At 40.9% G+C, this 21,792-nt stretch carries 15 protein-coding genes; 13 read left to right on the top strand and 2 right to left on the bottom strand.

Annotated elements, in window-relative coordinates; all coding sequences use genetic code 11:
• The first annotated feature begins 116 nt into the window (after window positions 1–116).
• The 9 genes from ACFG4S_RS10885 (at window position 117) to ACFG4S_RS10925 (ending at window position 17,078) form a co-directional block, all read left to right on the top strand.
• Complete coding sequence (locus ACFG4S_RS10885; RefSeq protein ID WP_392535959.1) at window positions 117–1,187, top strand: M50 family metallopeptidase; 1,071 nt, start codon at window positions 117–119, stop codon at window positions 1,185–1,187.
• A gap of 436 nt (window positions 1,188–1,623) precedes the next feature.
• Window positions 1,624–2,670: a zinc-dependent dehydrogenase gene (locus tag ACFG4S_RS10890; protein ID WP_392534803.1), complete on the top strand. Its 1,047-nt coding sequence runs from the start codon at window positions 1,624–1,626 to the stop codon at window positions 2,668–2,670.
• 123 nt (window positions 2,671–2,793) lie between these two features.
• Complete coding sequence (locus ACFG4S_RS10895) at window positions 2,794–4,197, top strand: inorganic phosphate transporter (RefSeq protein ID WP_392534804.1); 1,404 nt, start codon at window positions 2,794–2,796, stop codon at window positions 4,195–4,197.
• 563 nt (window positions 4,198–4,760) lie between these two features.
• A complete protein-coding gene (locus ACFG4S_RS10900; protein ID WP_392534805.1) occupies window positions 4,761–7,118 on the top strand; it encodes an EamA family transporter in 2,358 nt (785 codons plus the stop codon).
• A 2,040-nt stretch (window positions 7,119–9,158) separates the two neighbouring features.
• Window positions 9,159–10,058 (top strand): heterocyst differentiation master regulator HetR, encoded by a 900-nt coding sequence (gene hetR, locus ACFG4S_RS10905; RefSeq protein WP_392534806.1) that lies wholly within the window; start codon window positions 9,159–9,161, stop codon window positions 10,056–10,058.
• 676 nt (window positions 10,059–10,734) lie between these two features.
• On the top strand, window positions 10,735–10,893 hold the full coding sequence (locus tag ACFG4S_RS10910) for a hypothetical protein (protein ID WP_392534807.1): 159 nt from the start codon (window positions 10,735–10,737) through the stop codon (window positions 10,891–10,893).
• Window positions 10,894–10,960: 67 nt separating this feature from the next.
• Window positions 10,961–15,382, top strand: coding sequence for a beta strand repeat-containing protein (locus ACFG4S_RS10915; protein WP_392534808.1), 4,422 nt, complete (start codon window positions 10,961–10,963; stop codon window positions 15,380–15,382).
• A 354-nt stretch (window positions 15,383–15,736) separates the two neighbouring features.
• On the top strand, window positions 15,737–16,375 hold the full coding sequence (locus ACFG4S_RS10920; RefSeq protein ID WP_392534809.1) for a peroxiredoxin: 639 nt from the start codon (window positions 15,737–15,739) through the stop codon (window positions 16,373–16,375).
• Between the two features lie 118 nt (window positions 16,376–16,493).
• Window positions 16,494–17,078: a Uma2 family endonuclease gene (locus ACFG4S_RS10925; RefSeq protein WP_392534810.1), complete on the top strand. Its 585-nt coding sequence runs from the start codon at window positions 16,494–16,496 to the stop codon at window positions 17,076–17,078.
• A gap of 410 nt (window positions 17,079–17,488) precedes the next feature.
• On the opposite strand, the gene ACFG4S_RS10930 is transcribed toward ACFG4S_RS10925, so the two are convergent.
• The gene (locus tag ACFG4S_RS10930; RefSeq protein WP_392534811.1) at window positions 17,489–17,644 is read right to left on the bottom strand and encodes a hypothetical protein; all 156 of its coding nucleotides are present in this window, start codon (window positions 17,642–17,644) and stop codon (window positions 17,489–17,491) included.
• A gap of 109 nt (window positions 17,645–17,753) precedes the next feature.
• Here ACFG4S_RS10930 and ACFG4S_RS10935 point away from each other — a divergent pair, with 109 nt between their 5' ends.
• Window positions 17,754–18,581, top strand: a complete 828-nt coding sequence (locus tag ACFG4S_RS10935; protein ID WP_392534812.1) for an S-adenosyl-l-methionine hydroxide adenosyltransferase family protein — start codon at window positions 17,754–17,756, stop codon at window positions 18,579–18,581.
• On the opposite strand, the gene ACFG4S_RS10940 is transcribed toward ACFG4S_RS10935, so the two are convergent.
• On the bottom strand, window positions 18,578–19,009 hold the full coding sequence (locus ACFG4S_RS10940) for a GUN4 domain-containing protein (protein ID WP_392534813.1): 432 nt from the start codon (window positions 19,007–19,009) through the stop codon (window positions 18,578–18,580). The two genes, ACFG4S_RS10935 and ACFG4S_RS10940, sit on opposite strands and share 4 nt — an antisense overlap.
• Window positions 19,010–19,516: 507 nt before the next feature.
• Here ACFG4S_RS10940 and ACFG4S_RS10945 point away from each other — a divergent pair.
• The 3 genes from ACFG4S_RS10945 to ACFG4S_RS10955 are packed head-to-tail and all read left to right on the top strand — an operon-like array spanning window position 19,517 to window position 21,774.
• Window positions 19,517–20,173 carry a DUF2301 domain-containing membrane protein gene (locus tag ACFG4S_RS10945; RefSeq protein ID WP_392534814.1) on the top strand — a complete coding sequence of 219 codons (657 nt, stop codon included), beginning with the start codon at window positions 19,517–19,519 and terminating at the stop codon, window positions 20,171–20,173.
• The gene (locus ACFG4S_RS10950; RefSeq protein ID WP_392534815.1) at window positions 20,173–20,862 is read left to right on the top strand and encodes an ElyC/SanA/YdcF family protein; all 690 of its coding nucleotides are present in this window, start codon (window positions 20,173–20,175) and stop codon (window positions 20,860–20,862) included. Before ACFG4S_RS10945 ends, ACFG4S_RS10950 begins: the two co-directional genes overlap by 1 nt.
• A complete protein-coding gene (locus tag ACFG4S_RS10955) occupies window positions 20,863–21,774 on the top strand; it encodes a beta-1,6-N-acetylglucosaminyltransferase (protein WP_392534816.1) in 912 nt (303 codons plus the stop codon).
• The last annotated feature ends 18 nt before the right edge of the window (window positions 21,775–21,792 follow it).

A 21,792-nucleotide genomic window follows, 5' to 3' on the forward strand; every position in this document is an offset into this window, starting at 1 on the left:
TAATAATTTAATAATCCTTAAGAGTGTCAAATTGATTATCTATTTATCGTATTTTTACTGAAAAAATAATTGATCATTTGGGAATACTAATAAACAAAGAGTAATTTGTGATTAAAATGAAAGTATTGTTGATTTTGATAGGGGCTTACTTTTCAATTTATATATGGGCTTACTTTTCAATTTTTTGTCATGAAATGGGACATTTTATAGCAGCTAAAATTATGGGTTTGAAACCATATTTAGTGAAAATAGGAACTGGTAAAAGAATGTTAGATTTTAAATTATCCAATTTAATAATTGAATTTAATCTTATGCCAAATGGTGGTATAACTTATGTATCTAATTTAAGCTTACATAACATCAAACCTAAGCTGATATTTATGTATTTAGCTGGGCCAATGATTAATTGTTTCTTACTTGTATTAATTATTAGCATTTATAATCAGAGAATTTTACACTATATATTTGCAAATCATGTATATATTTTAGAGGCTTTTGCTATTTTTGAGGTTTTATTAATTATTGGTAATCTTTTGCCATCAGAATTCACTATATACGGACAAAAGCATTCAAATGATGGAAAGCAAGTACTTGATGTTTTAACTAAAACCAATGAACAATTTATTCAAAAAAAGTTAGGTTTGGCTAGATACACAATTAATAAAAATGACTCTTCGATTGATTTTTTTAACAATGATTTAAAAACATTACAAATACTATATGAGGCTCAAGTAGAATTTGATAAACGAAACTTTAATCAAGCAATTAAATTATTAGAGCCAATTGTAATAAACGAGCGATTGATAGTAAGGGACAAACTATATATCCTTGATATTTTAGTTTCAATTGTTATTGAACACGAACAAATGAAATATTTACAAAAAGCTGATACCTGGTCTCTTCAAGCACTGACATTAGCTGGTGATATTAAAACTATTCAAGGAACTAGAGGAGCTATTCTAATAGAATTAGGTAGATATAGTGAAGGTAAACAAATGCTTTTACCTTTAACAGAAGCAGGTAACGATCTCATTGATATCGCATATAGTTGTTGCTACATTGCTAAAGCAGATTATTTTTTAGGAAATGAAAATCAGGTCAAAGATTGGTTAAATAAAGCGAAACAAGTTGGTGTTGCTTCTCGTATATTGCTAAGGATACAAAAGGAAATTAATTATTTTATATAAATTACAATTTTTTCGATTTTTTAACAGCTGTATTACGCCAAGTGGTGCAGGGAATGGCATCAGGTAAAAATGTATCTATAGTTACCCAATTATCCTAAAGATCGTCATGTTCTTGTCGGTGCTGTAGTTGCTAAAGCCGAGATTATTGTTACCAAAAATCTTAAAGACTTTCAGCCTCAAGATTTAAACTATTGGAATGTAAAAGCACAGTCACCAGATGATTTTCTTAGTGATTTATTTGAACAATATCCTCAAATAATGGTTCAAATATTACTGATACAATCTCAAAACTATAAAAGAAATCCTAGGACTTTTCTTGAATTAGTAGATAAGTTGAGTAACCAGATACCAGAATTTTCCCAAAAAATCTGCACTTTCATAACCTAATCGAACCACTAAATGTTACATCTAGTATCGTTGATCGGGAAAAAACAACGTGAAAGCACAGGTATTTAGAGGCGTTAATCAACTTTCTTACGAAGATATCCCAGTTCCAACCCTGGAACCAGATGAAGTGCTGGTACAGGTGCGGGTTGTGGGGTTGTGTCAGTCAGATATTAAAAAAATTCGTTATCCACTGTATGAACCACCGCGCATTTTTGGACATGAAACTGCCGGCACGATCGCCGCACTAGGCAATAATGTCAAAGGTTGGCAAGTTGGACAACGGGTAGCGGTAATGCACCACATCCCCTGTATGCATTGTGCCTACTGTCTAAATGACAATTTTTCTATGTGCGATGTTTACAAAAATATTTCTACTACCGCAGGTTTTAACGCCAGTGGCGGCGGTTTTGCTGATTATGTCAAGGTTCCTGGACATATTGTGGAAAATGGTGGGCTAATTCCCATCCCGGAAAATATCAGTTTTGAAGAAGCGAGTTTTGTTGAACCAACTAACTGCTGCTTGAAGGCTGTGAAAAAAGCTCAAATTGCTCCAGGACAAACTGTGTTAGTTACTGGTGCTGGGCCAATTGGGTTAATGTTTATCATGTTGGTGAAGTATTTCGGAGCAAAAGCGATCGCCACCGATTTACTACCCTCTAGAATTGAAAAAGCCTTGAGTGTCGGTGCAGAGGCGGCTTTTGACGCGCGCGATCCCGATTTAACCGCCAAAATCTCTGCCTTAACTGGTGGACTAGGTGTTGATGTTACCCTCCTAGCTGTCCCCAGTGAGAAAGCTTTTTTTCAAGCACTTGATAGTACCCGCAAAGGTGGCAAAATATTGTTTTTCGCCGAATTCCCTGATGAGGTGGAAATTCCCATTAACCCCAATATCCTCTACCGTCGGGAAATCGACTTAATCGGCAGTTATAGCTCGTCTTATCGGCTTCAGAATCTCTCAACCGATATTGTGTTTAATCAGCGAATTGATGTAAAAGCGTTGATTAGCGATCGCTATCCATTAAAAGATTTATCAGCAGCTGTAGAGCAAGCGATCGCACCGACAGCAGAAACTTATAAAATCTTGATTTATCCATAACAGGAAGATCGGGGGAATGAGAGAGTGTTAAAACTAAAAGTTTAAAACTCAAGGGTTCAAAGTTCGCCCTTAAAAGCTCAAGTTTCATCCTTATCTTTCTCACCTCCCCTTATCCCTAATAAAATGCTTATTACCCTGATTTTCGTAGCTCTACTAGCTTTCTATGTCGCCTGGAATCTCGGAGCAAATGATGTTGCTAACGCGATGGGAACCTCTGTAGGTTCCAAGGCTGTTACTCTCAAACAGGCAATAATAATTGCTGGGGTATTAGAGTTTACAGGTGCTGTGTTATTTGGACATGAGGTAACCGAAACCCTAGCAACGAAAATTGCTAATCCCGTCTTATTCGCAGCTACACCCCAAATATTCGTTCTTGGAATGGTAACGGTACTAATATCGTGTGGTGTGTGGTTGCAAATTGCCACATCACGCGGTTTACCTGTATCCTCTTCTCATGCGGTTGTTGGTGCGATCGCTGGATTTAGTTGGGTAGCTTTGGGAATAGATGCAATTGATTGGTCATCAATTGGCTTCATTACCATTGGGTGGATTTTAACCCCATTAATTAGTGGTGCGATCGCCGCTTTATTCTACAGTCAAATCAAGCACTGGATTTTGGATCAACCCAATCAAATAGTGCAGTTACAAGAGTGGATTCCCTGGTTGAGTACTCTACTGCTAGGTGTATTTGGCGTCATTGTATTACCATCACTGACAGAACCGCTCACCAATTTTGTAATTGAGCAAATTGGTTTCCAAATTCCTGCTTACGACATCCCACTGTTAACCGGTGCAGTAGCAGCAGTTGGACTCACAATCATTAGTTGGCGACAGTTACAAGAAACTGAAGAAGTGTTTCTCACTTCCCAGTCCCCATTACCCCTTATCCCCAGAGGGGACCCCACCTTCCCCAGTCCCCATTACCCCTTATCCCCAGAGGGGACCCCACCTTCCCCAGTCCCCATTACCCCTTATCCCCAGAGGGGACCCCACCTTCCCCAGTCCCCAATCCCCAACCCAGTAGAAAAATTATTTGCTCGATTCCAACTCCTGAGTGCTTGCTTTGTAGCCTTTGCTCATGGTTCTAATGATGTGGGAAATGCGATCGCTCCTTTGGCGGCGATCGTCTACATCCATCGCACTGGTAGCGTACCTACAGATGGTATTACTATCCCTATTTGGATTTTAATCCTTGGTGGTGCTGGGATTGTTGGTGGTTTAGCTGTCTGGGGTAAAAAAGTCATCGCCACCATTGGCGAAAATATTATTTCTTTGCAACCTAGTAGTGGATTTTGTGCAGAACTTGCGACTGCTACCACCATTCTTATCGCTTCACGGCTAGGTTTACCAGTTTCCACCTCCCACGCCCTTGTCGGTGGTGTAGTAGGTATTGGATTGGTGCAAAATATCAAGTCGATTAAGTTTAAAACTTTACAAGGCATTGCTGCCGCATGGCTAGTTACAATTCCAGTCAGTGCCGTCCTTAGTGCTGCCATCTTTAGCATCGCCCGGATTCTGTTCCTCTAAGAATTATTAATATTTTCCTAATTTTTCCCTTTACTCGCTGTAAAACCTAAACTGCAACAACACTAAAAAAGCGTGTTTTTGCAGAATTGCTGCTCATTTATTAGAATGTTGTCCAGGGGATAGCGTAACGAATGAATTTCTACAGAAAGATACTTTAATCTCCATTAGAGATGTAAACTGTCACTCAAGTTACATTCCACACGAATTTACAGCTAGTTTGGCAAGTCAGACAAATTTGTGGCGATCGGGCACTTATCTGCAAGTCTTTGATAATAAAATTGCCACCAAAACAATAAATATAGGACTTACGCAAATCTTAATTTTGAATTTCCAGACAAATCTGAAATCGGGCTTCCTGACATCAGAACAGGGTGTGATTGTCAATTCACCGCAGGGGTTGATACTTTGCCAACCCTGTGTCTAGCATGACAGAATTACGTTGAAATGCGGAAGTGCTGTTAGAATTTTTAATTTATCTGACAAAATACAGGAAATTAGTTATGAGTGCCGATCAAGTGTATAAGAAGCAGCTTTATCGTCAAGGTGTTAGAGGTTAGAAGCTAATGGGGCGATTCGAGAAGCAACCAGAAAACCCACGAGTCAGAGGCGAACTTTCCAGAGCCGCAGAAAATGCTCTCTGGGCTGTAGTTGAGGACTTAGAAAATCTCCAGCAAAATGTCCTTAGAGCTTTACAAGAAGATGTAAAGCGGCTTCAGGCAGAAAAAAACCGATTATCTGATGATATTCAAAGCTTGCTAGAAGAAAAAGAGCATTTACAACAGGTGCGGCAAATTACTGAACAGCAAGTATTAATTCGTCAATTAGCAGAAGTTCTAGCAAAACATATATCTTCACAACTACAATCCTCTCTGGCAAATTTAGCTACGCAAAATATAGAGGGTAAATCTTACGAACAAGCTGCGCTGAAATCCGCTGAGGTGAACAGCAATGTAGTAAGTGAAATCAATGAAAAAGTCGAACACATGTTTGACAGTCTTGATGACACCGTTACTATCACTTTTAATTCACTGCAACAAGAATTAAAGAATTATCAAAGTAATCTTTCCCAACAGCTGTCACGGATGTACAGCCAACAGCAGCAAGGGGAAACGATTTTGACGGAATTTGTGAATCGGCTGCATGGAGAACTAGAAAAAACTATAGAAGAAACTTCACGCAAAGCACCAACAGCAGGTATACCTACTGTTTTGCAGCTGACTGAGCCAGAGAAAAACATTTCCTTGGAAAAATCTCCGCAGTTTGGCGAAGTAGTCAGCAATTCCCCTGAGCCAATTTCCCAGATCGCGAATAATTTTTCAAAAAGCGAAACTACATCACAGTCACAGTTTCCGGTTATTCAAGAAAACGTCACTGAGCCAATTTCTCTTTTCAGCAAAGACTTATCTCAAAGCGAAACTCCATCAGAACTTACTGCTGTAGTTCCACCACCCAAGGAAATCCCCCCCGAACCAATTTCTGTCCTCAATCAAAACTTATCAGAAAACGAAATTCCATCAGAACCTACTCCTGTAGTTCCACTACCCAAGGAAAACCCGACTCAACCAATTTCTCTCGTCAATCAGAACTTATCAGAAAACGAAATTCCATCAGAATCTACTGCTGTAGTTCCACCACCCAAGGAAAACCCGACTCAACCAATTTCTCTTGTCAATCAGAACCTATCAGAAAGCAAAACTCCATCAAAGCCTACTGCTGTATCACTTCCAGAAGAGCAAACACCAGAACCTTCACGAAAGCTCAATGTTCCCGAACTAACTCCTATCCTCCGCCAGAGTGTCTCACGGAACAAACCTAAATCCACATCTGCGACTGGACTCGAATCGTCACAAGAAGCAAAAAACTCACTACGGCGATCGCGTAACTCCTCAGGTTTAGCATCGATTCAAATCGGTTTCTTGCTAATTGTTTTGTCCACGGTCATATCCTCAGTTTACAACGTAGCCATCAAGGTGATTTTCCACGAAGGTTCCCAGATTTTTGGGGTAGTAGAGGTAGAGCAGTTGCTACCACCGACTTTGGGTAATACTTTGTTAATTTTGACTCTGCGGTTTATGGTGGTGGTGCCACTGATGGTACTGTTGTCTCCCATACTGCATCCCACGCTCTGGCAAGATTTGGAAAACTTGGCTAATTCAGTCCGAGGAAATCCCACACCTGCTAATGCAGCTACAAAGCAGATTTTGCTGCTGTCGATTGTCAGTGGGTGCTTTTTATTCTTATCTCAAGTGCTAATTTACATTGCGATCGCTCAAGTCCCAACTGGAATGGCGATCGCACTTTTCTTTATCTATCCGATGATTACCGGTTTATTCTCGTGGTTTCTGTTCCGCGATCGCCCCACCATATTCCGTGCTGGTGCGATCGCGGCGATTTGCTGCGGTGAATTGTTGGTTTTAAGCACTTCTCCCACTACAGGTATAGGTAATACTTCACTAGGAACCAGCACTGCGATTATTTCTGGCGTTGCTTTTGCTGCTTACATCATTCTGACGCGAGTCTGTGCTAGTAAACTGCATCCAGTAACTTTTACTTTAATTAACTTCGCTACCATGTTGCTGTTGAGCTTTATCTGCTTGATGTTACCTTTACCAAGTAACTGGAACTTGCTAATTGACCCCACTAAAATGTTAGAACTCGTTTTAAGCGCATTTATTTTGGGTGTCTTAACTCTTTCTAGCTATTTGCTCAACAATGCTGGAATTACAAAACTAGGTGCTTCCCGGTCAGCGCTCATTGGTGGTAGCATCCCCGTTTTAACCGTGATTTTTTCAGGTTTAATCATTCAAGAAAATTTGGATATTCTGCAAATTCTAGGAGTATTATTAGTAACTTTTGGCGCGGCCGCTTTCAGCTTTGAAACAATGCGAAATCAGGTTAAACCCTCTACTCCCACGAATTAAATGACGAGCTTAATTGGCTTAGACTCTGATGGGAGTACTTTAACTCCCATCAATTTCAACTTAAATCTTCAGGCTAATACCACCGTTCCTAATTCCTAATTCGTAATAGTCGCCAAAGGCAAGTAAGTAGCAAACTACGTATTCGTAATTAAGATTCTTCGTCTTTCCAGTAATTGAGCTACAGCACTTTTTACTCCCCAATGTTACTACTTAAGCTGGAGTTAAAACCCCGATTTCTTGAAGAAGTCGGGGTTCTGGGTAGCAATTTTTGCTTAAGTTAAGTAGCATTCAATACTTCTCGGTTAAGCATTTTTAACTCGGAATCGGGTTTGGGGAAAAGGGAAAAGGGTAAGGGTTAAAGGTTTTTTCTTTCCCTTTTCCCTTTCCCCTTTTCCCCTTAACCGAGAAGTATTGAAGTAGCATTTGTCCTCATTCTCTGTCTTAATTGCGATCTAAACACCTGAAAACTGTTCTCATCTGGGTGTCTTTGTAGTCTGATTTTCGACAGTTGGCATAACTTACTTTAAACTAATGCGATCGCAGGTATTGCATTTTTTCGAGATTTAGCCTGATACAGATAGGAAAACACGTATATATGAGCAGTACGAGTACTACTGACTCAACGAATTGCTGATGATTACTTGTCTACAGAGGAGATTTGCGAGGAGTTAAGACAATTGCAACACGTTTTGGAATTAGAAGCCCTAATGTCTAAACTAACCAATTTTTTCAGCCTACCAGACTGTTGGAGCTACATAAATATTTGGAGCATCCGTAAAAAACCTACTACTAAAGCACTCCATCAATCCAATTGCCATATCAGACAAGGCCTTGTCTAAGTATGTTGTTAAAGGTAGCCAAACTTCCTCCAGAGTCTACTAGCACTATCATCCGAAAACTCCTGCGATAAATGCGAAATTCAAAATGCCTATTACTAAACTATACAAATACATAAAATAGCAGGGTAAAAACATACTTAAAAGTACTCAAGGAGTTAATTCAATAATGAAAATTTAAAATTATTTCATTAAAAAAATATAAATCAATTTGAGAAAATTCTCTAAGTCATTAGAAAATAAAATTCAATACATTTTATCATATTATTGACTAATAAGTAATTTTGTTCTTTAAAAAAGCCTAATTGCTATATAGTAAATTCTGCCTCTATCCCACCTTTGGGCGTAAGTTCGGCAAAACAAAAAGATTAATCAGACGTTTATTTATGAGGATTTTGAAAATATCAGTAAACCTTGACTTAACCAAGGTATATTTTTTTTAATAGGCTTAGTTTATCAACTCTAAAAATATATAAATATATTCTCAAGGCAAAAAATAATGATACAATCAGTAACGATGTTTGAGAAAAAAATAGGTATTTTGAAATTGGAATTATTTGCTCTACTTGATGTCTATAATTTTTCCTCGAGCCAACGGGCTATATTGCCGAGACATCACTGGAGGTTGTGAACAACTAAATCGCTCATTGTGAACTATTTCGCTTAACCTGTGAATCTTGACACATCTGCTAAGCAGTTTCCTTCTAGATCGCTCCTAATTATTTCAAGTCAACTTGTGTACTACAAATAATTCATCAAGGCTGAATAAAAATCATTTTTTCGAGTCTATAGATATCCCAGATGAACTGTGTAAAGTAGTTTTTCTTTCAAGCTAGCATAATGCCATACTTTAGTAGTAAGCAGCTTGATCTTATTACTTTTGAAGGACGAGAAAAACTTAAACAACTTAAAAGCTTTGTAGATTACTTGCAAGACCACTGACTTTGAGGAGATCAACCACCGTCAAACTAGATATGGTAAGGTGTGTAATTTTCTGGACAGATGTAGGGACAGTTATGGTAACAACACTTAATCTACCTGTGTACCAGAAAATATGCGAAAATTGTAGTTTGGGCTACCAACGATCTCATAGTTATCGCATACTAATATAGTCTGAAATGAAGACTTGCCTTCACCTAGGTGTATACTACCTATTTTCACTCGATTAAAAACTCTGTAAACGTGCTATTCAATTGTCTGTAATATGAGTAACGACATAGATCTGATCAAACGTCTTGACCCCAGTGCGATGGATCAGATCATGCTTTATCTGGCTTTTAGTGCCATGCGGACGAGTGGGCACAGGCATGGGGCATTTTTAGACGCAGCCGCAACAGCAGCCAAATGTGCAATTTACATGACCTATTTAGAGCAGGGGCAAAACCTGCGAATGACAGGGCATTTGCACCATTTGGAGCCAAAACGGGTAAAAATTATTGTAGAGGAAGTTAGACAGGCGCTAACAGAGGGTAAACTGCTGAAGATGCTGGGTTCTCAGGAACCTAGGTATCTGATTCAATTGCCTTATGTTTGGTTAGAAAAATATCCTTGGCAACCGGGACGATCGCGCGTTCCTGGTAGCAGTCTAACAAGTGAAGAAAAAAGACAAATTGAGCAAAAACTGCCAAGTAATCTACCTGACGCCCAGTTAGTTAGCTCCTTTGAGTTTCTGGATTTGATCGAGTTTTTGCACAAGCGATCGCAAGATGACTTGCCACCCGAACACCAAATGCCTTTGAGTGAAGCCTTGGGTGAGCATATCAAGCGCCGTCTGCTTTACTCAGGTACGGTAACACGCATTGATTCTCCTTGGGGAATGCCCTTCTACGCTCTTACCCGTCCTTTTTATGCTCCAGCAGACGATCAAGAACGCACTTACATCATGGTAGAAGATACCGCTAGGTATTTCCGGATGATGAAAAATTGGGCAGAAAGACGACGAAATGCCATGCGCTTGTTAGAAGAACTTGATATCCTTCCAGAAAAAATGGAACAGGCTATGGAAGAATTGGATGAAGTTATTCGTGCTTGGGCAGATAAGTATCACCAAGATGGAGGTATTGCAGTAATTTTACAGACAGCTTTTGGTGAAAGAGAAGACTAGCAAAACTGTGCAAAATTCCAAATTCCTAAAGGCGATCGAGTAACGTGAGTTCGACGAATATCTTCCAACTCCTCTCCGATACGGAGAGGAGAATTATAGTTTTTTCATATATTTGAATCATAATTATCAGTAGGGCAACACAGACATACTGCCATCAAGTATTATTTATTACATTTTATTTAAATTCTGACCAAATTCATCTCAAGTACATATACTGTGTTTTTTTTAAGAATAAGTCATTATTATAACTTTAGTCACTCACATAAGACTTACCAGTAAAACATTATAAAAATAACTAAGCTAAAAATGTCTGCAAAGTTACATCCAGTGCAGCTTTATAGTGGTGCGACCTGTTATCAGGGGGCGATTCCTTTAAGTGCTGTTCCTGGTGCAGGTTTGTTTATTGGCAGCCAATTTGACTTATGAAAAAGTGACTATTACTACCTCTGAATTTAATTTTATGTAACCGTTTTTGTACTCAACTAAGTCCAAACGATAACATTATTTTCCCAACAAAATTGGAAATTTAATTCAACTTATTTATGTTACCCACCTCTAAGACTACTGCCCCAGAACGCGGATTTATCTCCTGGTCGAATCAAGCCGGGGGCTACTATGGTGTTATTTCTACCGCGCTGTCATCCCAGTGGATTTGTGAAATGGGCAGCAGGAGGGGATGGTGAAGTTCACCATAGGCTGTCAAGAACTTTATGGTGTGCAACTTTCGATGGTTTGGAATCAAGAAGAAAAAGAAATTTGCCAAGAATTTATTACGCCAGAGTTGAACTATTGGTTGCGATCGAGTGCGGTGACTTGTACTAAGGAATCTGTTTAATCAGAGCGTAATTGTTGAAATCAAAATTGACGACATCAAAACTTTTAATTTTATCAGAGGTTTTTTCATGCCTGAATTCCAAGTTAATACTTACACCAACGGTAGTCAAACTAACTCCACAGTAGCGATAGATGGAAATGGGAACTTTATTATTTCATGGCAAAGCAATGGTCAGGACGGGTCTGGCTATGGAATATATGCCCAACGCTACAACAGTGCTGGGGTGGCTCAAGGGAACGAATTTAAAGTCAATACCTACACCAGCACCGGTCAATCAAACCCCACAGTAGCAATAGATGCAGGGGGCGACTTTGTTATTTCCTGGAGTAGTGATGGTCAGGATGGGGATGGGAGTGGGATATATGCCCAACGCTACAACAGTGCTGGGGTGGCTCAAGGAAACGAATTTAAAGTCAATACCTACACCAGCAGCAATCAAACTAACCCCACAGTAGCAATGGATGCAACTGGGGACTTTCTTATTTCCTGGAGTAGTAATGGTCAGGATGGTTCTGGCTATGGGATATATGCCCAACGCTACAACAGTGCTGGGGTGGCTCAAGGGAACGAATTTAAAGTCAATACTTACACCAGCAGCAGTCAAATTAACTCCAGAGTAGCAATGGATGCAGCTGGGGACTTTGTTATTTCCTGGCAAAGCTATGGTCAGGATGGGAATGGCTATGATGGCTATGGGATATATGCCCAACGCTACAACAGTGCTGGGGTTGCTCAAGGAAACGAATTTAAAGTCAATACCTATACCAGTAGCTACCAAGTTAATCCTACAGTAGCAATGGATACATCTGGGGACTTTGTTATTTCCTGGCAAAGCTATCAGGACGGGTCTGGCTATGGGATATATGCCCAACGCTACAACAGTGCTGGGGTCGCTCAAGGAAACGAATTTAAAGTCAATACTTACACCGGCAGTCATCAATATGCCCCCACAGTAGCGATGGATGGAGTGGGGAACTTTATTATTTCTTGGACTAGCGATGGTCAGGACGCGTCTGGGAGTGGGATATATGCCCAACGCTACAACAATGCTGGGGTGGCTGTTGGGGGAGAGTTCAAAATCAATACCTACACCAGCAGCAATCAATATGCCTCCACATTAGCGATGGATGCAGGTGGAGACTTTGTTATTTCTTGGACTAGCGATGGTCAGGACGGGTCTGGAAATGGGATATATGCCCAACTAAATAGCAATAGTGGCGTTCCCCCAACAATCACCTCTGGTTCTGCCTCAGCGTTGGCATATACAGAGAATGCTACTACAACCATCGACTCAGGCATCACCGTCAGCGATACAGACTCCCCCAACCTCTCCAGTGCTACTGTCAGCATTACCAGTGGTTTTACCTCTACTCAAGACATCCTCGCCTTCACCAGCCAGAATGGGATTACGGGCAGCTACAACAGCAGCACAGGTGTCTTAACCTTAACTGGCAGTTCCAGCGTTGCTAATTATCAAACCGTGCTGCGTTCTGTTACTTATACCAACAGCAGCGACAACCCCAGTACTACACCTCGTACCGTCAGCTTTGTGGTCAATGATGGGGCTAGTAATAGTACCGCCCTTACCCGCAATATTAATATTACGGCGGTGAATGATGCGCCCGTTGCGACTGCCACTAACTCTGCCCTGGCATACACAGAGAACGCCACTACAGCCATCGACTCAGGCATCACCGTCAGCGATATAGACTCCGCTAACCTAGTTAGTGCCACCGTCAGCATTACTAGTGGCTTTATTTCTGCTCAAGACACCCTCGCCTTCACCACTCCAAATGGGATTACGGGCAGCTACAACAGCAGCACAGGCGTTTTAACCTTAACTGGCAGTTCCAGCGTTGCTAATTATCAAACCGCACTGCGTTCTGTTACTTATACCAACAGCAGTGATAACCCCAGTACTACACCTCGTACCGTTAGCTTTGTAGTCAATGATGGGACTGCTAATAGTACCGTCGTTACCCGCAATATTAATATTACGGCGGTGAATGATGCGCCCGTTGCGACTGCCACTAACTCTGCCCTGGCATACACAGAGAACGCCACTACAGCCATCGACTCAGGCATCATCGTCAGCGATGTAGACTCCACTAACCTAGTTAGTGCCACCATCAGCATTACCAGTGGTTTCGCCTCTACTCAAGACATCCTCGCCTTCACCAGCCAGAATGGGATTACGGGCAGCTACAACAGCAACACAGGCGTTTTAACCTTAACTGGCAGTTCCAGCGTTGCCAATTATCAAACCGTGCTGCGTTCTGTTACTTATACCAACAGCAGCGACAACCCCAGTACTACACCTCGTACCGTCAGCTTTGTGGTCAATGATGGGACTGCTAATAGTACCGTCGTTACCCGCAATATTAATATTACGGCGGTGAATGATGCTCCTGTCGCTGTTAACGACAGCATCACTACAGACAAAAACACACCTGTTGTCATCAGTGCTACTACTCTGTTGAGCAACGATACAGATGTGGATGTCATTGACATATTGAGTATTACTAGCTTCACTCAACCGAGCCAAGGAAGCTTAGTTAACAACAACAATGGTACTTACACGTATACTCCTATCCCAAGCTATTATGGCTCCGACAGCTTCACTTACACCATAAATGATGGGCATGGAGGCAGTAGTACTGCTACTGTCAACTTGACCGTTAATCAACCGACCAATGTGATTAATGGTACTCCAGGTGTAGACAACCTGACTGGTACGGTCAACATGGATATCATCTCCGGATTACAGAGTAATGATACGCTCAAAGGACTAGGTGATAACGACACCCTTAATGGCGGCGATGGGAATGATTTCTTAGATGGTGGTACCGGAAATGACAGTCTCATCGGTGGAGTTGGCAATGACACTTATATTGTGGACAGCATCGGCGACACTATTACTGAAGGCTTAAATGCAGGCACAGATTTAGTTAAGTCTTCGGTAACTTGGGTGTTGGGAAATAACTTGGAGAACTTGACCCTGACTGGAACCGACCCAATCAATGGCACTGGTAACAGCCTGAATAACGCCCTGATTGGAAATACTGCCGCTAACACCTTGAGCGGAGAAAATGGTAACGATAATCTCTTTGGTGATTCCGGGAATGACACCTTGTTAGGGGGTTCCGGCAATGATACCTTGGATGGTGGTACAGGAGATGACAGTCTCATCGGTGGAATCGGTAATGATACTTATACCGTGGACAGCATCACCGACACTATTACTGAAGGGTTAAATGCAGGCACAGATTTAGTTAAGTCTTCGGTAACTTGGGTGTTGGGAGATAACCTGGAGAATTTGACCCTAACTGGAAGTGCAGCAATCAATGGTACTGGTAACAGCCTGAAAAACATCCTGACAGGAAACACTGCTGCAAACATCTTGAGTGGGCAAGATGGCAATGATAGCCTGATTGGCGGTGCGGGTAATGACACGTTGTTCGGTGGTACAGGCGATGACACCTTGGATGGAGGTTTAGGATCTGATGCTCTTGATGGTGGAGTCGGTAATGATATTTATATCGTAGACAGCCTCAGCGATACGATTACTGAAGGTTTAAATGCAGGTACAGATTTAGTTAAGTCTTCGGTAACTTGGGTATTGGCAGATAACCTAGAGAATTTAACCCTGACTGGAAGTGGAGCAATCAATGGTACTGGTAACATCCTGAATAACATCCTGACCGGAAATACTGGCGCTAACATCTTGAGTGGGCAAGATGGTAATGATAGCGTAATTGGTGGTTCCGGTAATGACACGTTGTTCGGTGGTGCAGGTGATGACACCTTGGACGGAGGTACAGGAATTGACAGTCTTGATGGTGGAGTTGGCAATGATACTTACATCGTAGACAACCTGAATGATGTTGTTATTGAAGGTTTAGATGCAGGTACAGATTTAGTCAAGTCTTCGATAAATTGGGTGTTGGGAAATAACTTAGAGAACTTGACTTTGACTGGAACTGGGACAATCAATGGTACTGGTAACAGCCTGAATAACATTGTGACGGGAAATAATGCTGCTAACACGTTAACAGGAGGAGATGGCAACGATAGCCTCTTTGGTAATTCAGGTAATGATACCTTGTTAGGTGGTGCAGGTGACGATCTACTCACTGGTGGAGTTGGTCGAGATGTATTGACTGGTGGAATTGGGCGAGATGGTTTTGATCTGGCTGGTAGCCGCACTGGAGGCTATGATACTATTACTGATTTTACTCTTGGAGATGATAATATCTTTGTTTCCAAGACAGAATTCGCACTGAGTCAATCTCCCAATACTACGCTCAATGCCAGCTTGTTCCTACTTGGGACTAGTGCAACAACAGCAAGCGATCGCTTTATCTACGATAAAAATACAGGTAATCTTTTCTTTGACCTAGACGGGACTGGTAAGGCTGCACAAGTTCAAATCGCCCAGTTCTCTAATCAGGTAATGCTTACTAATGCAAACTTTACTGTGATTGCCTAACAGATAGCTATTTAACGCGGTGTGAAACTTTTTTTCAAACCTAACTCCCAGCCCCTTCTCTTGTAGCAGGGTGGTTTCATACAAAAAAAGAAAAATACATTAGTCTTGATTGATCGTTTTGTAGTATGGCTTTTTCCCTCTCTTCAAACCTCTCCCCCACGGGGGGAGAGGCTTTGAAACCCAGTTTTAGTTTTTCTCTGCTTGTATGAAACCACCCTGCCTAGTACCGTATGTGAAAGTGCTGACAACCTAAAATTTTGTTTCAAACCGCTAAAGCCCGATTGGGCAATAGGGGTTTTATGTCATGATGGCAAAGTAGAACACATATGCTTTTCTAACTACAGGGAATCTCACATGACTCTCCGTTTAGGTGATACAGTACCCAACTTTACACAAGCCTCAACACACGGCGATATCGATTTTTACGAATGGGCAGGTGACAGCTGGGTTGTGCTGTTCTCTCACCCTGCTGATTTTACACCTGTTTGTACAACAGAACTCGGCACAGTTGCCAAGCTGAAGCCAGAATTTGACAAGCGCAATGTCAAAGCGATCGCACTCAGCGTTGATGATGTTGAATCCCATAACGGCTGGGTAGGAGATATCGAAGAAACTCAAAGCACCACCCTTAACTACCCAATCTTGGCAGATGCCGATCGCCAGGTTTCTAACCTTTATGATATGATCCACCCCAATGCCAACGCGGCTGTAACAGTGCGATCGGTTTTTGTAATTGATCCCAATAAAAAACTCCGTCTCAGTTTCACATATCCCCCCAGCACGGGACGTAACTTTGATGAGCTTTTGCGGGTAATTGATTCTCTACAATTGACTGATAACTATAGCGTGGCGACACCCGCTGACTGGAAGGATGGAGAGGATGTTGTAATTGTCCCCTCACTCAAAGATCCAGAAGTTCTCAAAGAAAAATTCCCCAAAGGCTACCAGGAAGTGAAACCTTATCTGCGATTAACTCCTCAGCCTAACAAGTAAATCTGAAAATGATTTCCTGCATTAGACGCAAAGACGCAAAGCTATATCTTGGCGTCTTTGCGTCTTTGCGTGAGAATAAATTCAGTAGGCTAGGCATCCGAATTTGGAGGAAATCCCTATGTTTTCATCCCCTTTGGTTTTACAAATTCCCTCATCAATGCAGATGACAGACGAACAATTTTTTGAGTTTTGTCAGGCTAATCGTGATTTACGCATTGAGCGCAATCAATTTGGAGAATTGGTAATTATGCCTCCTACTGGTTCAGAGACAGGAAATAGAGAAGTTAATATCTCAGGACAGCTGTGGGTGTGGTCAGAACAAGATGGTACAGGTATAACTTTTAGCTCTAGTACTGGTTTTAAGTTATCAACAGGTGCAGAGCGATCGCCAGATGCTTCCTGGATTAAACTAGAACGGTGGAATAGTCTTAGTGCAAAACAACAGCAAAAATTTGCTCCTATTTGTCCAGATTTTGTAGTTGAACTCAAATCTTCCAGCGATAACCTCCAAACTTTGAAGGAAAAAATGGAGGAATATATGAGCGAGCCAGGAATACAGTTAGGCTGGTTGATTGACCGTAAGCAGCGTCAGGTCTATATTTATCGTCCGGGATTATCAGAGGAATGTTTGGATAATCCTGCTACGGTTAGCGGCGGTCTGATATTGCCTGGGTTTATTTTAAATATGAGTAAAGTTTGGTAGAGAAAATTTTACTTAAATCCAGGCTGGCGACGATACAAAATTTTACACAATACTTTCTTCATGTTTTGCAGCCTAGGGATTTCCAAGTAAAAAAATATTCCATCGTTGTGTATGCAGAGGAGGCAGAGGAGAAAGAATCTGCCACTATGAAAATGGGATAATTTATTTTCTGGAAGTCCCTAATTCAAGAGTACGCCTGATGTGAATTAAAAACGCCTCTTTCCCCATAAGGGTTTCAAGACTTGTTAAAAATCCTATTTTTGGAACGATAGACGAAATTAGCAGGATTTCCACACTTAATTCACATTAGACGTAGAGTGTAATTACCTGGAAAACTTCTCGAAAAGAAAAACCCCGCTATAGCGGGGTTACACAACAAAACTATGAACTATGAACAGTGAAAACTTGATTTAGCTGGAATACTTCATTTCAGCTTCCAGTTGACGAATCAGCTGTTCGTCGCCTTTTGCTCTGGCTACTTCCAAGCGATGCTCCAGGCTTTTTTGAATATTCTCTCTGTGAGCTTCTCGTGCTTTTCTAGCACTTTGTAATCTACCTTGATTCATAGGAATTACCCGTTTAATTTTTGACTTTATATCTTGTATTCTTAACATAGCACATATTTTGTAGCTGTTGCTACAGAAATTTCTAATTTTATATATATTTAGGTAAAGTATGTCAGAGAACTCGCTCGAGCAACAAGCACTGCTGACTTTACTGAGCGATTTCGGCGATCGCGATGTCTATGTAGGCGTGATGAAAGGAGTAATAGCCCAAATCAACTCTCAAATCACAGTGGTAGACTTGACACACCAAATTCCGCCGCAAAACATCGCCGCAGCTAGGTTTTGTCTGATGAATGCTTACCCCTATTTCCCAGCTAGGACAGTGCATATAGCAGTGGTTGATCCAGGTGTGGGCAGCAAACGACGGGCGATCGCAGTAGAATTTGCTCAAGGTTTTCTTGTCGGCCCAGATAATGGCATATTTAGCGGAGTATTAAGTCAAACTCCGGCGATCGCTGCCGTGGAACTGACAAATATTAATTATTGGAGAACTCCTCAACCCAGTAAGACTTTTCACGGTAGAGATATTTTTGCACCAGTGGGAGCTAATCTTGCGAGTGGTGTCCCCCTGAAACAGTTAGGACAAGAAATTGATCCAGCAAGTTTGGTAAAGCTGGATATCGGCGAGTGCAAGCAGACAACAACTGGTGTAGTGGGTTGCATTCAATATATTGACCACTTTGGCAACTTAATCACCAACATTCCTGGGAGTTACGTCCAAGGTAAAAGCTGGTGTGTGCAAGCCGAACGGTTGACTATACCAAGCTCTGAAACTTATAGTGATGTCAAAGTGGGAGAAGCGTTCGCCTCCGGCGTTGGCGCAGCCATCGCTTTGATTGGCAGTCATGGCTGGGTAGAAATTGCTGTCAATAACGGCAATGCTCACTTGCACTTGCAGTTAGATTTGCAAGAAGCGATCGAAGTCTTGCTAACTTAAACACCACACCTCACAAGTGCTACATCTAAAGAAACCCCAAAGTTATATCCTCTTTCCACACTTGGCAGGTATTCTGGCGGGAAGGTTTTAAAGTTTGGTTCTTTACCAGGTTTATACTCATATCTTTTTGTTTGCTGATTGTAGTTCCACTGAATCAGCCACTCGCCTGTTAAAGTTTGCCAACTCAGGGCGTTATACATTTTGCGATAGTCGTTTTTTTCCCTCAAAATCTTTTCTTGAGCGCTAAAACCCAGCTTTCCATCACTGGCTGTACTCCAAAGTCGATCAATGGTTTTTAAATCAACACACGAAAGCGCATTCATTTCATCTTTACCAATAGCACCCTCTGCTTGTGCTTTAGTCCCGGCAACGTCTAGCATTCTGAAATATGTTTCTCCATCGGATGCTTGCCAATCTTTGTTTTGCAAATCTTTTTGCAACTAACTGTAATCGACATTGCGGGCTGTGGTAATTTCTACTGGCTTGAATGAGTTAGAATTGGTAGTTGTGTTTAGTAAATCAGTATTTCCTGGGTTTTTGTCTCAGACTTAGGCCGCGTTAACGTATATCCAATCCAACTGCGAACGGCAAATATATCGATGAGGCCTACTGTGATTAATAAAGTTAGTATCAGAGCAGTGTGATTATTTTTTGCTATTTGCTTTGATGTTTCTGATTGTCTGAAATTCCCCAGGTCGAATCTAGTAGTCTGCCAACCCAAAATTGCTAGGTTTGAACTGGGAAAAGGGGACTGGGGTTGGGGGAAGGAATTAAAACCTTTTCTCTTTTCCCCTTACCCTTTACCCCGCCAAGTTTCCTTGGCGAACTACTAATCTAATGGTCACTCATTAGGTAGATATTTTAGCTTTTTTTGACAATAGTCAACACACAGAGATAATAGTTGAAATTTATATAAAATTTGCCAGTACCAACCTATGACTCAATTACAACAATCCACACCAGAAATTTATCAAGGTCAGTTTGGGGAATTTACAATTACTCAGAGCGATCGCATCGGCGTAATTATCTACCGCGCTGGGTTAATGGTAGCTGCACTGAGCTTCGCTATAGGTAGCGCTTTGGTTTTACTCAACAATAACCCGACTGTTATAACTCTGTTGACGCCTTTGTATGCTTGTTTTATTCTGGCTCTTGGTGTAAGTTTATTTACCATTCATATCTATATGGCATTACTACACCGAATGTTGCAAGTTTGTTGGGCGATCGGTAGTATCGCATCAGTAATATTGGCACTTTCTAGCAGTGAACCTTTGGCTCTGACTATTTACAATCAGCCTGTTACCTTATTCGGAGTTGGTTTTGTCTTTGTTGCTCTGACAGGTATTTATTTTAAAGAAGCTGTTTGCTTCAATCGCCTGGAAACCAAAGTATTAACTCCAATCGTACCACTACTATTATTAGGACATTTGGTAGGAGTTTTACCAATTAAGTGGGAAAGTACTTTATTAGGAATCTGGGCAATGTTATTTTTAGTATTTGCTCTGCGAAAAACAGTGCAAGCAATGCCTGCTGATATTGGCGATAAATCTGTGTTTACTTACTTGAAAGAACAGCGTTTGGCTAAGGTTTAATGCGGACAAAAAAACCTTGGCGTTTAAAAATTCCAAAAATCAGACTAATAAAACGCCAACAAATGTGGACACTTACGGCTCAAGGATGGGCGATCGCCATAACTGCGGTTGCTTATTTAATATTCTTCAGTATTACTCATGTACAGTCATATCTTGCTGTAACTTCCCCCATTAAATCAGCAGAAATATTACTTGTTGAAGGATGGATGCCAGATTTTGCGATCGAAGAAGCTTTGACTGAATTTCAAAAAGGTTCTTATCGGCAAATAATTACTACCGGAGGCTCAATCGAAAAAGGAACATATCTTAGCGAATATAAGAACTTTGCTGAAATTTCAGCCGCCACTTTTAAGAAACTTGGTTTAGAACCAGAAAAGGTTATAGCTGTTCCAACCCCTACGGTAGTTAAGGATCGTAGTTATGCATCTGCTGTTGAATTTCATCGCTGGCTATGCAATTCAAATTTAAAAGTAAAATCAATTAATCTTTTTTCTTTAGACGCTCATACTCGTAGGAGTTGGTTAATTTTCAAGAAACTACTTAATCCTGACATTCAAGTTGGCGCGATCGCAGCCAAAACTTATGAGTACGATGCAAAGAAATGGTGGAGTTCTAGCCAAGGCGTGCGGACAATTCTTGATGAAGCAATTGCTTATATTTATGCTCGCTTTTTAAGTTGGAAAGACTAAATGGAAGAGCGCACCAGCGAATCAATAGGTTTTATTTTATTAACACACACAAAACCTTTACAAATTTACAGATTGATAAATAAGTTAAACAGGATGTTCAATTATCCTGTAATTGTGTGTCATCATGATTTTTCAATATGTGATTTATCTGTAGATAGTCTGTCAAAAAATATTTTCCTAGTACGCCCTCACATACAGACTGAGTGGGCAGGATTTACTTTAGTAGAAGCTACAGTAAAAGCACTTGAACTGATGTATGAGCTTCCAGATGCACCGGATTGGTTTGTATTACTCAGCGGAGGAGACTATCCGATTAAAACTGCAAAGCAAATATTGGACGATCTAGGCTCAAATTCATACGATGCTTATATTCAGCATGAAAAAATAACATATGAAACTTATAGATACGATATTAGAGAGAGTATGGTATGGCAGAAAAATTCCTATCAACGATACTGTACAAAGTCATTTGTTTTTAATTTATCAAAAAAATACTGCGCTCAACTAAATCTAGAAATACGCTTTGAGCATCCACTATTAACAAAACCTTTCCTTCCTTTTTCTAGCAAACTTGCTTGCTTTAGTGGAAGTCAATGGTTTTGTGCCAATCGCAAAGCTGCTGAGTACATTATTGATTTCCACAGTCAGAAAAATGCCTTAACTCTGTACTACAGTAAGCTTAAGTATACAGACGAGTCATATTTTCAAACTATACTGGCTAATGCACCTTACCTCAGGTTGCAAAATGACCGTCGGCGCTATATTGATTGGTCAAATGGAGGCTCTCATCCAAAAACATTGCTGATGGAAGATTTGCCTAATCTGCTGGCATCATCTGCTCATTTTGCTCGGAAATTTGACATTGATATAGATAGCAATATTCTCGATGAACTTGATACGATTACATCGTAATAAAAATATAGCAGCAAC

Source organism: Nostoc sp. C117, assembly GCF_043099735.1.
GTDB lineage: Bacteria > Cyanobacteriota > Cyanobacteriia > Cyanobacteriales > Nostocaceae > Nostoc.

Bases quoted from the DNA above. Each gene is read 5' to 3' on its own strand.
- ACFG4S_RS10885 (WP_392535959.1), top strand. From the start codon at position 117: ATGAAAGTATTGTTGATTTTGATAGGGGCTTACTTTTCAATTTATATA.
- ACFG4S_RS10895 (WP_392534804.1), top strand. From the start codon at position 2,794: ATGCTTATTACCCTGATTTTCGTAGCTCTACTAGCTTTCTATGTCGCC.
- ACFG4S_RS10900 (WP_392534805.1), top strand. From the start codon at position 4,761: ATGGGGCGATTCGAGAAGCAACCAGAAAACCCACGAGTCAGAGGCGAA.
- hetR (WP_392534806.1), top strand. From the start codon at position 9,159: ATGAGTAACGACATAGATCTGATCAAACGTCTTGACCCCAGTGCGATG.
- ACFG4S_RS10910 (WP_392534807.1), top strand. From the start codon at position 10,735: ATGGTGAAGTTCACCATAGGCTGTCAAGAACTTTATGGTGTGCAACTT.
- ACFG4S_RS10915 (WP_392534808.1), top strand. From the start codon at position 10,961: ATGCCTGAATTCCAAGTTAATACTTACACCAACGGTAGTCAAACTAAC.
- ACFG4S_RS10920 (WP_392534809.1), top strand. From the start codon at position 15,737: ATGACTCTCCGTTTAGGTGATACAGTACCCAACTTTACACAAGCCTCA.
- ACFG4S_RS10925 (WP_392534810.1), top strand. From the start codon at position 16,494: ATGTTTTCATCCCCTTTGGTTTTACAAATTCCCTCATCAATGCAGATG.
- ACFG4S_RS10930 (WP_392534811.1), bottom strand. From the start codon at position 17,644: ATGAATCAAGGTAGATTACAAAGTGCTAGAAAAGCACGAGAAGCTCAC.
- ACFG4S_RS10935 (WP_392534812.1), top strand. From the start codon at position 17,754: ATGTCAGAGAACTCGCTCGAGCAACAAGCACTGCTGACTTTACTGAGC.
- ACFG4S_RS10945 (WP_392534814.1), top strand. From the start codon at position 19,517: ATGACTCAATTACAACAATCCACACCAGAAATTTATCAAGGTCAGTTT.
- ACFG4S_RS10950 (WP_392534815.1), top strand. From the start codon at position 20,173: ATGCGGACAAAAAAACCTTGGCGTTTAAAAATTCCAAAAATCAGACTA.
- ACFG4S_RS10955 (WP_392534816.1), top strand. From the start codon at position 20,863: ATGGAAGAGCGCACCAGCGAATCAATAGGTTTTATTTTATTAACACAC.